This window comes from Solwaraspora sp. WMMA2059, from assembly GCF_027497315.1.
Taxonomy (GTDB): domain Bacteria; phylum Actinomycetota; class Actinomycetes; order Mycobacteriales; family Micromonosporaceae; genus Micromonospora_E.
This window is the reverse complement of record NZ_CP114908.1, coordinates 6,473,500-6,487,017: the sequence shown is the minus strand read 5'-3', so window position 1 is coordinate 6,487,017 and position 13,518 is coordinate 6,473,500. Positions and strand designations below refer to the sequence as shown.

Below are 13,518 nucleotides of genomic sequence, written 5' to 3'. Positions count from 1 at the left end.
CTAAGGCCTGCCGGCAACCACCGGCCAGCCGGCGGCGGTGTCGCCACGGACCGGGTCGCCCACCACACCGGCGGGTGCCCCGGCCGGGTCGGCATCGAGCTGGATCACCCGGTTGGCGGCGTCAACGTGCACCACCCGGGGCTGACAGGCGCGGGCCTCGGCGTCGGTGAACTGCCCGTACGCGATCAGGATCACCAGGTCACCGGGGTGCACCAGGTGAGCGGCGGCCCCGTTGATGCCGATCACCCCACTGCCCCGGGCCCCCTCGATGACGTACGTCTCCAGCCGGGCGCCGTTGGTCACGTCGACGATCGCCACCTGCTCGCCGGGCAGCAGGTCGGCCGCGTCCAGCAGGTCGGCGTCGATGGTGACCGAGCCGACGTAGTGCAGATCGGCCTGGGTCACCGTGGCCCGGTGGATCTTGGATTTGAGCATGGTGCGCAGCATCAGGATCCTTCCGATCGGGAGCCGGCCAGCTCCACCGGGGTGTTGTCGATCAATCGGGTGTCACCGACCCGGGCGGCGATCAGCAGCCGGGCCGGACCGGGCACCGCCGGCCCCAGCTCGGGATCGGTCAGCGCCAGGTAGTCGAGCTCGGCGGCGCCACCGGTGTGCTGGTCGAAGGCAGCCCGGCCGGCGGCCAGCACCTCGTCGGCGGAGACGCCCGCCGTCGCCGCGTCCACGCCGGCCCGCAGTGCCCCGGCCAGCCCCAGCGCCACCTGCCGCTGCTGGGGCGACAGGTAGCGGTTACGGCTGGACCGGGCCAGCCCGTCCGACTCCCGGACGGTCGGCACTCCGACGATGGCCACTGGCAGGTCAAAGTCGCGCACCAACCGCCGGACCAGGGTCAGCTGCTGGTAGTCCTTCTCCCCGAAGAAGGCCAGGTCGGGCCGGGTGATCTGGAGCAACTTCAGCACCACGGTCAGCACCCCGTGGAAGAAGCCCGGCCGGCTCGCCCCCTCCAGGATCTCCCCGATCGGCCCCGGGTCGACTCTGACCTGCGGCTCGCCGTCCGGGTAGACCTCGGCCCGGGCCGGCGCAAAGACCGCCCGGACCCCGGCCCGCCGGCAGACCGCCAGGTCGTCGTCGATGGTGCGCGGGTACCGGTCGAAGTCCTCGGTCGGCCCGAACTGCAGCGGGTTGACGAAGATCGTGGCGATCACGTGGTCGGCGCGGGCCGCCGCCGCGCGCAGCAGGGCGTCGTGCCCGTCGTGCAGGGCACCCATCGTCATCACCACCGCCACCGAGCCGGACCAGCCGGCCCGCAGCGCGGCGAGCTCGGCGCGGGTCCACGCCACTTGCAGCCCGGCCGGTGCGGTCGGCGCGGTCGAGGTGGTCGGCGCGGTCGAGGCCGGGCTCATCGCACTCATCGGACCGGCCGTGCTCATCGGACCGGCTCCCGACGCCGGCCCGACGTGGCGACCGGCTCCCGGCCGGCCAGCACGTCGAGCAGCGGCACCGCAGCGGCCGCCGGCAGCCGGCCGGCGGCGATCGCCCGGTCCGCGGTACGCCGGGCCAACGCCAGATAGCCGGGCAGGCTCTCCGCGGCGGTGTCAGCCAGCCGGTCCAGGTGCCGGGCGACGGTGCCGGCGTCGCCGCGCGACACCGGCCCGGTCAGCGCGGCGTCGCCGCGCGCCAGGGCGTTGTCCAAGGCGGCGCGCAGCAGCGGTGCGAGCACCCGGCCGGGGTCGGCGACCCCGGCGTCGCGCAGCCGGTCGCTGGCCTCGTTGACCAGGGTGACCAGGTGGTTCGCGCCGTGCGCCAGGGCGGCGTGGTAGAGCGGCCGGTCCATCTCGGCGACCCACTCGACGGTGCCGCCCAGCGCCGCCACCAAGCGGGTGGCCAGCGGCCGCAGCGGCCGGTCGGCGGTAACTCCGTAGCTGATCCCGGGCAGCCTGTCCAGGTCGCCGCGCTCGCCGGTGAAGGTCATCGCCGGGTGCAGCGCCAGCGGGGCGGCGCCGACCACCGCGGCCGGGGCCAGCACGGCGAGACCGTGCGCTCCCGAGGTGTGTGCCACGACCTGGCCGGGCCGCAGTACGCCGGCCGCCACCAGGTCGGCCACCACGGTCGGCAGCACGTCGTCGGGCACCGCGAGGATCAGCAGCTCGGCGGCGTCGGCGACCTCGGCCACCGGCCAGGGCTGGACGCCGGGCAACAGCCGGCGGATCCGGTCCCGGCTGGCCGGGCCGGCACCGGAGACCGCGGTGATTCGATGGCCGGCGGCGGTCAGGGCAGCGGCGAGCACCGCGCCTACCCGGCCGGCGCCCACGACCCCGACAGCAGGGTCGGTAACCCGGGCAGCGGAAACGTCCGCCGCCGCCGGGCGCGCCGATGCGCTCATGATGTGATCCAGTCCTCGAACGGGGGTACCGGTCGATGCCAGTATGCGCCGAGGCAACGGACCGGAAACAACGGTGTGTGAAAACCTTCACCCGCTGATCTAGGGTGGCCGGGTGCTGACCTGGCGGGACGCCATCTCCACCGCGCTGTACGGACCGGAGGGCTTCTATGTGACCGGCGGCACCCCGGTGCCCGCCGCGCACTTTTCGACCAGCGCCCAGACCGGTACGCCGTTCGCCCGGGCGGTGCTGCGGCTGCTGCGCCGGGTCGACCGCCTCCTCGACCACCCGGACCCGGTCGACCTGGTCGACGTCGGAGCCGGCGGCGGTGAACTGCTCGACGCCGTACACCGGCTGCTTGCCGACCCGCCCGGGACGCTTGCCGACCGGATCCGGTTGACCGGCGTCGACCCGGCGCCCCGACCGGCCGGCCTGCCCGAACCGGTCGCCTGGCGGACCGCGCCGCCGACGGGAACCACCGGGCTGCTCGTCGCCACCGAGTGGCTGGACAACGTACCGCTCGATCTGGCCGTCCGCGACGGTGACCGGCTCCGCTGTCTGCTGGTCGACCCGGCAACCGGCCGGCAGCACCCCGGCCGGGAACTCGGCGCCGCCGACTCCGCCTGGCTGGCCCGCTGGTGGCCGCCGCTGCCGGACGGGGCGCAGGCTGAGATCGGTCGCCCCCGCGACGAGGCCTGGGCCGCGGCGGTACGTACCCTGCGCCGGGGCGTCGCCGTGACAGTCGACTACGGCCACCGGTACGCCGACCGCCCGGTCACCGGCACCCTGACCGGTTTCCGGGCCGGCCGTACGGTGGCCCCGGTCCCCGACGGCTCCTGCGACCTCACCGCGCACGTGGCGATCGACGCGGTCGCCGCCGCCGGATCGGCGGTCGTTGGCGGGGCCGGCCACCTGCTGTGCCGGCAGCGGGACGCGCTGCACCGACTCGGGGTGCACGGCCGCCGACCGCCGCTGGCGCTGGCCGGCACCGACCCGCGTGGCTATCTGGCCGCGCTGGCCGCCGCCAGCACCGCCGCCGAACTCACCGACCCGGACGGCCTCGGCGGGCACTGGTGGCTGGTCCAACCCGTCGGGCTGGCCGTCGACGCCGAATCCCTGCTGGTCTGAAACCCGGATCCCCTGCTGGTCCGAAACCGGGATCCCCTGCTGGTCCGAAACCGGGATCCCCGCCGACCGTGTGGCGGGGAGCCGGCGTGCGACGATGGCCGGCATGGACACCGACACCGGTTCGCCGCCCCCGGCCGGGTCGGCCGACGGACTCCGCCAGCTGACCGTCGGCACCGGCGCCGGGCTGGACACCGCCGACATGGTGCTCAACATCGGCCCACAGCACCCGTCCACGCACGGCGTACTCCGGCTCAAGCTGGTCCTCGACGGCGAGCGGGTGGTCTCCTGCGAGCCGGTGATCGGCTACATGCACCGCGGCGCCGAGAAGCTGTTCGAGGTCCGCGACTACCGGCAGATCATCATGCTGGCCAACCGGCACGACTGGCTGTCCGCGTTCGCCAACGAGCTGGGGGTGGCGCTCGCCGTCGAACGGATGATGGGCATCGAGGTGCCACAGCGGGCCACCTGGCTGCGGACCGCGCTGGCCGAACTGAACCGGGTGCTCAACCACCTGATGTTCCTCGGCTCGTATCCACTGGAGATCGGCGCGCTCACCCCGGTGTTCTACTCGTTCCGGGAGCGGGAGACGCTGCAGGCCGTGCTGGAGGAGGTCTCCGGCGGCCGGATGCACTACATGTTCAACCGGGTGGGCGGCCTCAAGGAGGAGGTGCCGGCCGGCTGGACCAGCCGGGCCCGGGAAGCGATCGGCCAGGTCGAGGCCAGGATGCCCGACCTGGACCGGCTGATCCGGCGCAACGAGATCTTCCTCGCCCGTACGGTCGGGGTCGGGGTGCTCGACGCGGCGACGGCCGCCGCGTTCGGTGCCTCCGGGCCGGTCGCCCGGGCCAGCGGGCTGGACCTGGACCTGCGCCGCGACGAGCCGTACCTCGCCTACGGTGAACTGGACGTGCCGGTGGTCACCCGCCGGGCCGGCGACTGCCACGCCCGGTTCGAGGTGCTGCTCGACCAGGTGTACGCCTCGCTCGACCTGGCCCGCCGCTGTCTGGACCGGGTCGACCAGTTGAGCGGGCCGGTCAACGTACGGCTGCCGAAGGTGGTCAAGGCACCCGAGGGCCACACCTACGCGTGGACCGAGAACCCGCTCGGAGTCAACGGCTACTACCTGGTCTCCCGCGGGGAGAAGACCCCGTGGCGGCTCAAGCTGCGGACCGCCTCCTACGCCAATGTGCAGGCGTTGGCGACGCTGATCCCCGGCAGCCTGGTGCCGGATCTGGTGGCGATCCTCGGCTCGATGTTCTTCGTGGTCGGCGACATCGACAAGTGACGCCGGTCTACCGCCAGCGGCGGTCGTCGGGGTAGTCGGCGTCGTCACGGAAGCGGCCACGGCCGTCGTCGTCGCGGTACCGCCGGCCACCGTCGTCCGGGTCCCGGTAGCGCCGGCCCGGGGCGCCGTCGTCGTAGTCGCGGTAGCGCCGAGCCGGCTCATCGTCGTAGTCACGGTACCGGCGGCCGGCGGTGCCCTCCTCCGCGTACCGGCGGGGCGGCTCGTCGTCGCGGTAGCGCCGGCCGGACGTGTCGTCGCGGTAGCGCCGGCCCGGTTCCGCGGGTTCTTCGTCCCGGTACCGGCGGGGCGGGTCGTCGTCGCGGAACCGGCGCGGCGGGTCGTCGTCGCGGAACCGGCGACCGACGTCGTCCTCCTCGTCCCGGTACCGACGGCTGCGCCGGACCGGCTCGTCGTCGAGGGGATCGTGGGCCGGCGACGACCATGCCGGGGGCGACTCGCCGCCACTGCCGGCCGGCAACGCCGGCAGCGCCGCACGCCGGCCGGTCCCGCTGACCCCTGGTCCGTCCGACGGCGGGTCGGCCATCCGTTGGTCCCACCGGGCGTCCCGCCACGCCGGCTCGTCCGCGACCCGATCACCGCCCGACCCCAGCAGGTCGCCCCGGTCCTGCGGGTACCGGCCGTTACGGGTGCCGGCCCCGGACCGGGCCGGTGGGTAGTCGTCCTCACGGGCCGGTGGCCACCGCTCGGCCGGCGACCCGGTGCTGAAGCCGTCGGCCCGCCCGACGTCCCACCGGTCGACGGGTCGGTCGCCGTACCGTTGCTCGGCGCTGTCGTCCCGGTCGCCACTCCACGACCAGCGCTCCTCCGGCTGGTCGCGCAGCCGGCGTTCGGTCCACGACTCCTCGTCCGGCTCGGCGGAACGCCGCCCACGGGCCGCCGGAGCGGACCACTCACCGTCGATGGACTCGCCACCCCGGCCGCCGGAACGGGTCCCGCCGTACACCGTGCCGGCGGGCTCGTCGTCGGCCCGCGGGTCGACGACCTGCCGGGTGCTCACCTGGACGGTCTCCGGCTGCCGGACGGCGCCGTTCGGCCCCTGCTGGCGGGGCAGCACGGTGCCGCTGACCGCCGGGACCGAGGCCCGGCCGGCCTGGCCGCCCGAGCCGTACTGACCTGCGGAGCCGTACTGGCCGCCGTTGTACTCGCCTCCGTAGCCGGCAGCCCCGGTCGGGCCGGAGGCCGGCACCGCCGCCGGTACGGCGGACGCCGGAGCGGCCTGATCGAACCGGTCGTAGCCGGCGCGGTCACCGCCCGGCTGTGCCCGGGCCGGATCACTGCGGGCGATCTCGGCGCGAGTCCCGTCCAGTTGACCACGAAGCGCCTCGACGTCGTCCTGAACCGCCTGCATCTTCTCGCCGAAGGCGCGGTGCGTCGCCCGGACGGCGGTGGAAATGTCGTTGCGCACGTCCTCGCGGAGCACGTCCATCTCCTCGACGAGCGCATCCTCCATGTCGGCGCGCATAGTTTCCACGCCGCCACGCAATGTGATTGACAATCCGATCAACACCACGGACGCGATAGCGATCACCATCGCCAGTCGCAACGAGCCGTCGCCGTCGCCAAGCAGCAGCAAAAGCGCAGCCAGCGGCGCCAAGCCCAGGCCACCCCAGGTAAGCCACTTGAGCGGAACCGTGCGGCGCGGCTCCTCTTCGGCCTCGGGAGCGGACATGGCTGTGGAGCCTACCGACATCTACAGATCAACGGAACGGGTACCGCCTGCTGTCCGAGAAGGTAGGCTCCACAGCCCGGGTGGCCGGCGACAGTCCGCGCCAGCCACGAAATCAGCCGGTCGCCAACGCTCCGTCCGACGAGAACACCAGACCGACACTGATCTCGCCGGTGGTCAACGCGGTCTTGGTCTGCGGCCCACCGGCGTCAAGCGAGCTGAACTCCCCGGCCCGGAAGTCGTACACCTCGACCAGCCCTTCCTGGCACTTGGGACGCTGCGGGCACTCCGGCGGACCGCCCAGGACGGTCGCCGTACCGGAGCATTTCTCCGCCAGGTCGGAAAGCGTACTGACGCCGTACTCGTCGGCGAAGGCACTGGTCACCGCGAACGCGTTCTGGTCCTGTGCCGCAGACGCCTCGCCGAAGACGATGCCGACCTGCTCGCCGACCTCGCGGAGCCCGGTCATCGTCTCGTCCAGGTCCGGCGACGAGATCGCCGGCGCGTTCTCCCCCGCGACCTTGTTGTTGATGAAGTCCGCCATGGTGGCCGCGTACTCCGGCACCACCTGGATCTCCCCGGTCTCCAGCGCCGGCTCGTACAGCTCACGGTTGCCGATCTGCTGCACGGTGACGTCGTAGCCCGCCGCCGTCAGCACGATCCGGTACAACTCGCCCAAGGTCTCGCTTTCACTGAAGTTGGCCGCGCCGACGATCAACTCACCGCCCGGTCCGGTCTCGATACCGTCGGTCAGGCCCTCGGCGGCGGCGAACTCCTCGGCCGCGGCCTGCGGCGTCTGACGGTCGACGTCGACCGCCCGGTTGAGCCCGATCAGCTTCTCGGTGTCCAACGCTGCCGACACCCTGTTCAGGGCGGCGATGACCTGCGGCGATGCCGCGTCGGCGTTGACCGCCGGCACGATGTTGTCGGTGTTCTGCAGCTTCTTGTCGTCAGTCAGCACCACCAGCTGGTCGCCGGCTACCGGTGCGCAGCCGGCACCGGACGCGCCGGCATCCGGCGCCTCGGTGCCGGATGACCCCGCCTCGCCACATGCGGCGAGGAAACCCGCCGCGGTGAGCGCGCCGACCGCGCTCAGGGCGATACGTGTCCGTGCATGCATGATTGCCCGCCTCCTGTGTCCCGGCGCGCCCCCATCGGGCCGGCCGCGTGTCCGACGGGCGCGGCACATGCCCGCGCGAGCGTGCTGCGGGCAGCACGGCAGCCGCGACGGGGCCCCGGCCCGTGCCGGCATGCCGTCACCCGTTCCCTCTACCGAACATCCTCACCGTTGGGTCCGACAACAGATGAAGATCGGTTGTCACCGGATCGTCATCCGGCCCGAACGGAAAGCGACGTACTCAACCCGAGCCGACCGCGCTGGTCTGCTCGTTCGCCCGCCGGCCGGTCCGGCGCAGCGGCCGCGGAGTGAACGCCCGTTCGAGCACCGCCAGCAACCCTTCAGTGACCAGCGCCAAGGTCGCCACCAACAGACCGCCGGCGAGGATCTGGCCGCCGCCGATCGAGATGCCCAGTCCGAAGCCCGCACTGATGATCTGCCCGAGACCTCCGCCGTTGACGAACGCCGCCAGCGCCGCCGTCGCCACCACCTGCACCGCCGCGGTCCGGAACCCGGCCGCCAGGTACGGCACCGCGAGCGGCAACTCGACCCGGCGCAGCACCTGCCAGCCGGACAGTCCCATCCCCCGAGCCGCCTCCCGCACCTGCGGATCGACCTGCCGGATCCCGGTGAACGCGTTGGCCAGCAGCGGTGGTACGGCGAACACCGCCAACGCCAGGATCACCGGCGGCTTGCCGAAGCCCAGGAAGGTCAGCGGCAGAATGGACAGCAGGGCGATGGTCGGCACCGCCAGCGTCAGGTTCGACACCAGCACCACCAGGCCGCCGCCCCGGCCGGTGTGCCCGAGCCACAGTCCGACCGGCCAGGCCACCAGGCAGCCGACCGCGACCGCGGCGGCCGAGATGGTCAGGTGCTCACCGAGGCGGTCCAGCACACCACCGGGGTTGGTCCAGTTGAGTGGGTCGTTGAGCCAGGTCACCGCCTGCTCGACCGGGTTCGCCGCCACACTCTGCCGGCTCACGGGGCGACCCGCCGGGCCCAGGGCGTCAGCAGCCGTCCGGCACCCGCCAAGAGCAGGTCGAGCAGCAGGGCCAGCGCCACGCTCAGCAGCGTACCGGTGAGGATCTGGGCTTTGTAGAAGTTGTTCCGGAAGCCGCTGAAGATCAGGTCGCCGAGGCCGCCATAGCCGATCAGCGAGCCGATGGTGACCAGCGCGACTGTGGAGACCGTGGCCAGCCGCAAGCCGGTCATGATGCCGGGCAGCGCCAACGGCAGTTCGATGCGCAGCAGTCGACCGAACCGGCCGTACCCCATCCCGTCGGCGGCCTCGATGGTCGCCGCCGGCACCTGGCTCAGCCCGGCCAGCGAGTTGCGCACGACCAGCAGCAGCGCGTACAGCACCAGGGCGATCAGCACCGACGCGGGATTGGTCGCGCCGACGTAGGGCGCGATGAAGGCCAGCAACGCCAGCGACGGGATGGTGTAGAGCACGCCGGTGAGGGCGAGGATCGGCCCGGTCAGCGACCGGAACCAGTACGCGACCACCGCCAGCGGCACCGCCAGCAGCGCGGCGATCAGCACCGCCTGTACCGTCAGGGTGACGTGTTCGGTCAACGCGGCGACGATCGTCGACCAGTTGTCCCGTACGTACTGACCGGAGAACCACGGGTTACCCGGATCAGCCCGGTCGGCGAGCAGGTGGAAGGACACAGGTGGACGGTACCGTGCGGGACACCGACGCCGACGGAGCGGCGGCGATCACCTTGACCGACATCGGCAAGCAGTTCCCGGACGGGACACGCGCCGTACAGAGCCTTTCCCTGGAGATCCCCGCCGGCCAGTTGGTGGTGTTGATCGGCCCGTCCGGCTGCGGCAAGTCCACCGTGCTCCGGATGATCAACAGGCTGATCGAGCCGACGACCGGGCGGATCATGCTCGGCGACGAGGACGTCACCCAGGTCGACCCGGTGCGGCTGCGCCGCCGGATCGGATACGTGATCCAGCACGTGGGGCTCTTCCCGCACCAGACGATCCGGGCCAACGTCGGCACGGTCCCCCGGCTGCTCGGCTGGCAGCGGGACCGGATCCGGCGCCGCGCCGACGAACTTCTCGACCTGGTCGGGCTGGAACCGGGCCGGTACGGCAAGCGCTACCCGCACGAACTGTCCGGCGGGCAACGCCAGCGGGTCGGCGTCGCCCGGGCACTGGCCGCCGACCCGGTCGTCCTGCTGATGGATGAGCCGTTCTCCGCGGTCGACCCGATCGCCCGCGGCCGGCTGCAGGAGGAGTTTCTCCGCCTGCAGGCCGAGGTACGCAAGACGATCGTGCTGGTCACCCACGATCTGGACGAGGCGGTACGGCTGGGCGACCGGATCGCCGTACTGTCCGAAGGCGGCCGGCTTGAGCAGTATGCGGCACCGGCCGAACTGCTCGGCGGGCCGGCGTCCCCGTTCGTGACCGAGTTCGTCGGCGCCGACCGGGCGATCCGCCGGCTCGCGGTCACCCCGGTGAGCCGCGAACTGCTCGACGACGACCCGAGGGCTCCGGATCCGGCCGGGCTGCCCACCCTCGCCCTGGGTACCTCGCTCTACGACGCGCTGGCCCGGTTGCTGGTCAGCGGCGCGGAGCACGCCCGGGTGGTCGACGACGCCGACCAGCCGGTCGGCGTGGTGAGCCGACGCCGGATCCTCGACGCCGGCTGACCTGCATCAGCTCCGCTGCCCGGGCCGCAGCAGGTAGTCGATGAACGCTGCCCGTAGCAACGGTTCCGACTCGCCGTACTCGTGGCCGGTGAACTCCCGCCACAGCGCCACCGCGTCCTCGACGGTCGGGCCGATCGAGTTCGGCGCGCCATCCAGCTCACTGGCGTCGTCGGCCCGGGACAGCCGCTGGGTTATCGACCAGAAGAATCCCAGGTCCTTGCGCTGCCGGGCCAGCTCGAACGCCTGCTCCCGCAACTGTTCGGTGGAGAGCCGATCGAGTTCCTCGAAGGTCGGCGTGGCGCGGTCTGCGGCCGGCGATTCGGTCATATCAGCGAGCCTAACCCGCCGGTCCGTCGCTGGCTTGGCAGCTGGCCTGCTCGGCGGCTAGCCTGCCGGCGGGTCAGCGACTGTCGGTGCCCCATTGGTCGTCGGCGCCCCAGCTGTCGCTGGTATCCCAGCGGTCCCGGGCCGGCGCCGGCTGGGCGGGCAGGGAGGCAGACCAGGACTGCTGGCCGCCGGTGGGCGGGTCGGACGGCCAGCCGGAGCCGGCCTGGGCATGCTCCGGCCAGTCCGCCGGCCGACCGTCGTAGTGGACCGGCTCGGATTCACCAGCCGACTCGCCTGCGGTCTGCTCGGCTTCCTGGGCTTCGCCGGCGTCGTCGACCGAGGTCGACCGTGGCCGGCCGAACGTCTCCACCAGACGGGTCACCGTCAGCCCGACCACCACCGCGACGGCGCCGGTGGCGTACAGCGCGATGTCGAGGTCACGCAGCTCGGCGTACCTGATGAAGAGGGTCAGGCCGATCACCGCCAACACGGTCCCGAAGACACCGCCCCGGCGGCCGAAGACGCTGGTCCCGCCGAGCAGCGCCGCGCCGATCGCCACCGCTGTCCACTCCAGCCCCACCGACGGGCTGACCGGGCCGTTGCCGACGGCGGCCAGCAGCACCCCGCCGACGACCGCGAAGACCATCGACAGGATCAGCGCACCGCTGGTGACCAGTGCGGCGACGCCGCCCCGCCGGTCGGCCGGGTCGGCGACCGGTCGGAACCGCCCGACCCCCCGCCGGATCGACTTGATCGTGCCGAGGGATCCACCGAGCAGCGCCAGCACGACGAAGCCACCGAAGAGCACGAACGCCTGGCCGGTCGGGTCGAAGGCACCCTGCAGGTCGACCGGGCCGGACCGCTGCTGGATGAAGACGACCGCCACACAGGCGGCAACCAGGCTGCCTGCCCAACCGGGCACCTGCAGGCCAGCGACCAGCAGCGCCGTCCCCGCACCGAGCACCACCGCCCAGATGATGCCGGTGACCAGCACCGGCACCACGCCGTTGTCGCCGTTCTCGGCGAAGTGCAGCGCGGCGGCCACCGCCACCGGCCCGATGGCCAGGTTCGGCGCCCCGGCGCGCAGCGTGACCCCGGCGGCGAGCGCGAACAGGCCGAGCCCGGTTGCGTAGACCAGCAGCGGATCGCGGGTGCCGGCGGTGGTGAGACCCGGGTCGACCCGGTAGAGCAGGTAGCCGATCCCGCCGACCACCAGCAGCAGGATCAGTTCCCAGATGAAGTGCACGCCGAGCCGGTCCCGGCCGCGTTCGCCGTGGTAGGGGTCGTCGAAGACGTCGTCGAGCGCCGTGGACGCCCGTCGGCGACGGCTGTGCCGGGTGGTGGCGGAGTTGCGTGTCGCCTGGTCCGCGGCAGCGGATGAGTTCCCGGTCGCGGCGGAGTCCGCGGTGATGGAGCCTCCGGCCGTGGAGAAGTCCGCAACGGTGGAGAAGGAACTTGTCGAGTAGCCGGCCGGGCCGCGACGACCAGGCTCGGCCGCCGGATACCGCGTGTCGCCGTAGCGGGTGTCGCCGTAGCGGGTGTCGCCGTAGCGGGTGTCGCCGTAGCGGGTGTCGCCGGGCGGATGGTGGCCGGTCGGATCCGAGGTGCTCGCGTTCCGCCGGCGATAAGGCGAATCGTCGTACGCCATACCGCGTCTCCTCTGGTCGCTCAGTCGACCAGTGTGTGGCGTCCGCGCGGTGGCCCGGGCAGCCGTACCGGTCGCAGGCACCGTACCCGCGACCAGGTCCGGCCGTCACCCCCCGTATCCGGCCGAGCTGCCCGGAACCGGGTCGATGCCGGGTCGGCACTTGCCCAGCGGACCGGCCCGGCAGACCGGTCAGTCAGTCGACAGCCGGTCGGTGGGCAGTCCGGTCAGTCGGCCGGCTGGTCCGGGGTGTCGGAGTCCTCCGGGCGGTCCGGGACCCGGCAGGCCCGCTCCAGCCAGAGCGCCGCCGCGACCAGCGCGACCGCAGCGACCAAACCGCTGCCAGCGGCCGGCAGGTCGTTGCTTGCCGCCCGGGTCGGCTGGATGAACAGCCACAGCACCAGACCGGCATAGAAGCCGGCGAAGATCGCACCGGCGAGGGAGGACGCCTTGGCCAGCACCACGAAACGGGCGGCGAGCAGCGGGTTGACCGGGTCGTGCCCGGGCTGGCGGTCGACCCGGGCCCGAGTGTTCAGCGCCGCGTACCCTTCGAACACGGCCAATGCCGCCAGCGTCACGGAGGGTAGCCAGGGTAGGACCGGCATCCGTACGTACCAGCTGCTGATGACCAGCCAGCCGACCGCCGCGGCGGCCAGCGCCGCCACCACCAGGGTGGACAACCTGGTAGGCCCCATCCGTGGCTCGTCAGGCTCCCGTCCACGCGGGCTGACTCCCGGTCCGGTCACGGCAGCATCAACCCCGGCAAGGTGATCGACAGACGCACGTTCACTGGGTCGACTCTAGCGGCAGATCCGGTCGGGGGCGCAGTTCGAGCAGGTCCCCGGCGACCGGATCGTGGTTGAGCAGGTCGGTCAGCCAGCCGTGGCCGGGCAGTTGGCCGTACGGCTGGACGTCGATCCACGGTCGCAGCACGAACGCCCGCAGCCGCGCCCGGGGATGGGGCAGCACCAGCTCAGGATCGTCGCTGAACACCGGGACGTCGTCGTCGGTCCAGACCGCGACGACGTCCGCATCCAGGCTGCGTGGCCCGTACGGCCGGTCCGGATCCCGCACCCGGCCGGCGGCCCGTTCGAGGCTGCGGCACCGGTCGAGCCAATCGGCCGGCGCGGCGCCCGGGTCGGCCACCAGCGCGACCGCGTTGAGGTAGTCGGGCTGCGCCGGGTCGCCCCACGGCGGGGTCTCGTAGACCCCGGAGACGACCAGCAGTACGTCGTCCAGCGACCGCACCGCCGCGCGCAAGCGCCCGTACCGGTCACCGAGGTTGCTGCCCAGCGCCAGGACCGCCCGGGTCACGGTCGGCTCCGGG

At 72.9% G+C, this 13,518-nt stretch carries 14 protein-coding genes; 3 read left to right on the top strand and 11 right to left on the bottom strand.

Annotated features, from left to right (window positions below; genetic code table 11):
* From panD to O7553_RS29685, 3 genes are read right to left on the bottom strand one after another with little or no spacing between them, the layout of a single operon-like run.
* Entirely contained in the window at positions 1-447 is a 447-nt protein-coding gene (gene panD / locus O7553_RS29695) for an aspartate 1-decarboxylase (protein ID WP_281552812.1), read from the bottom strand.
* Positions 447-1,361: a pantoate--beta-alanine ligase gene (panC, locus tag O7553_RS29690; RefSeq protein WP_281555807.1), complete on the bottom strand. Its 915-nt coding sequence runs from the start codon at positions 1,359-1,361 to the stop codon at positions 447-449. Before panC ends, panD begins: the two co-directional genes overlap by 1 nt.
* A 23-nt stretch (positions 1,362-1,384) precedes the next feature.
* The gene (locus O7553_RS29685) at positions 1,385-2,341 is read right to left on the bottom strand and encodes a Rossmann-like and DUF2520 domain-containing protein (RefSeq protein WP_281552811.1); all 957 of its coding nucleotides are present in this window, start codon (positions 2,339-2,341) and stop codon (positions 1,385-1,387) included.
* Positions 2,342-2,456: 115 nt separating this feature from the next.
* Here O7553_RS29685 and O7553_RS29680 point away from each other — a divergent pair, with 115 nt between their 5' ends.
* Together O7553_RS29680 and O7553_RS29675 are read left to right on the top strand one after the other, a co-directional pair.
* On the top strand, positions 2,457-3,467 hold the full coding sequence (locus O7553_RS29680) for an SAM-dependent methyltransferase (protein WP_281555806.1): 1,011 nt from the start codon (positions 2,457-2,459) through the stop codon (positions 3,465-3,467).
* Positions 3,468-3,570: 103 nt separating this feature from the next.
* Complete coding sequence (locus O7553_RS29675; RefSeq protein WP_281552810.1) at positions 3,571-4,752, top strand: NADH-quinone oxidoreductase subunit D; 1,182 nt, start codon at positions 3,571-3,573, stop codon at positions 4,750-4,752.
* A gap of 7 nt (positions 4,753-4,759) precedes the next feature.
* On the opposite strand, the gene O7553_RS29670 is transcribed toward O7553_RS29675, so the two are convergent.
* The 4 genes from O7553_RS29670 to O7553_RS29655 form a co-directional block, all read right to left on the bottom strand.
* Positions 4,760-6,442 (bottom strand): hypothetical protein, encoded by a 1,683-nt coding sequence (locus O7553_RS29670; RefSeq protein ID WP_281552809.1) that lies wholly within the window; start codon positions 6,440-6,442, stop codon positions 4,760-4,762.
* Between the two features lie 112 nt (positions 6,443-6,554).
* Positions 6,555-7,628, bottom strand: coding sequence for a glycine betaine ABC transporter substrate-binding protein (locus O7553_RS29665; protein ID WP_348650021.1), 1,074 nt, complete (start codon positions 7,626-7,628; stop codon positions 6,555-6,557).
* A gap of 169 nt (positions 7,629-7,797) precedes the next feature.
* Positions 7,798-8,538 (bottom strand): ABC transporter permease, encoded by a 741-nt coding sequence (locus O7553_RS29660; RefSeq protein WP_281552807.1) that lies wholly within the window; start codon positions 8,536-8,538, stop codon positions 7,798-7,800.
* Positions 8,535-9,227 (bottom strand): ABC transporter permease, encoded by a 693-nt coding sequence (locus O7553_RS29655; protein ID WP_281552806.1) that lies wholly within the window; start codon positions 9,225-9,227, stop codon positions 8,535-8,537. Before O7553_RS29655 ends, O7553_RS29660 begins: the two co-directional genes overlap by 4 nt.
* Positions 9,228-9,229: 2 nt before the next feature.
* Between O7553_RS29655 and O7553_RS29650 the strand changes: the two genes are divergently transcribed.
* Entirely contained in the window at positions 9,230-10,219 is a 990-nt protein-coding gene (locus tag O7553_RS29650; protein WP_281552805.1) for an ABC transporter ATP-binding protein, read from the top strand.
* A 6-nt stretch (positions 10,220-10,225) separates the two neighbouring features.
* On the opposite strand, the gene O7553_RS29645 is transcribed toward O7553_RS29650, so the two are convergent.
* The 4 genes from O7553_RS29645 to folK form a co-directional block, all read right to left on the bottom strand.
* Positions 10,226-10,546 (bottom strand): hypothetical protein, encoded by a 321-nt coding sequence (locus O7553_RS29645; protein ID WP_281552804.1) that lies wholly within the window; start codon positions 10,544-10,546, stop codon positions 10,226-10,228.
* A gap of 73 nt (positions 10,547-10,619) precedes the next feature.
* Complete coding sequence (locus O7553_RS29640; RefSeq protein WP_281552803.1) at positions 10,620-12,194, bottom strand: ABC transporter permease; 1,575 nt, start codon at positions 12,192-12,194, stop codon at positions 10,620-10,622.
* Between the two features lie 224 nt (positions 12,195-12,418).
* Positions 12,419-12,886, bottom strand: a complete 468-nt coding sequence (locus O7553_RS29635; RefSeq protein ID WP_281552802.1) for a DUF3180 domain-containing protein — start codon at positions 12,884-12,886, stop codon at positions 12,419-12,421.
* A gap of 91 nt (positions 12,887-12,977) precedes the next feature.
* Positions 12,978-13,505, bottom strand: a complete 528-nt coding sequence (gene folK / locus O7553_RS29630) for a 2-amino-4-hydroxy-6-hydroxymethyldihydropteridine diphosphokinase (protein WP_281552801.1) — start codon at positions 13,503-13,505, stop codon at positions 12,978-12,980.
* Between the last annotated feature and the right edge of the window lie 13 nt (positions 13,506-13,518).

Coding starts and splice junctions, on each gene's coding strand:
- O7553_RS29665 (WP_348650021.1), bottom strand. CDS start 7,628: ATGTGCCGCGCCCGTCGGACACGCGGCCGGCCCGATGGGGGCGCGCCG.
- panC (WP_281555807.1), bottom strand. CDS start 1,361: ATGAGCCCGGCCTCGACCGCGCCGACCACCTCGACCGCGCCGACCGCA.
- O7553_RS29645 (WP_281552804.1), bottom strand. CDS start 10,546: ATGACCGAATCGCCGGCCGCAGACCGCGCCACGCCGACCTTCGAGGAA.
- O7553_RS29670 (WP_281552809.1), bottom strand. CDS start 6,442: ATGTCCGCTCCCGAGGCCGAAGAGGAGCCGCGCCGCACGGTTCCGCTC.
- O7553_RS29635 (WP_281552802.1), bottom strand. CDS start 12,886: ATGGGGCCTACCAGGTTGTCCACCCTGGTGGTGGCGGCGCTGGCCGCC.
- O7553_RS29675 (WP_281552810.1), top strand. CDS start 3,571: ATGGACACCGACACCGGTTCGCCGCCCCCGGCCGGGTCGGCCGACGGA.
- panD (WP_281552812.1), bottom strand. CDS start 447: ATGCTGCGCACCATGCTCAAATCCAAGATCCACCGGGCCACGGTGACC.
- O7553_RS29685 (WP_281552811.1), bottom strand. CDS start 2,341: ATGAGCGCATCGGCGCGCCCGGCGGCGGCGGACGTTTCCGCTGCCCGG.
- O7553_RS29640 (WP_281552803.1), bottom strand. CDS start 12,194: ATGGCGTACGACGATTCGCCTTATCGCCGGCGGAACGCGAGCACCTCG.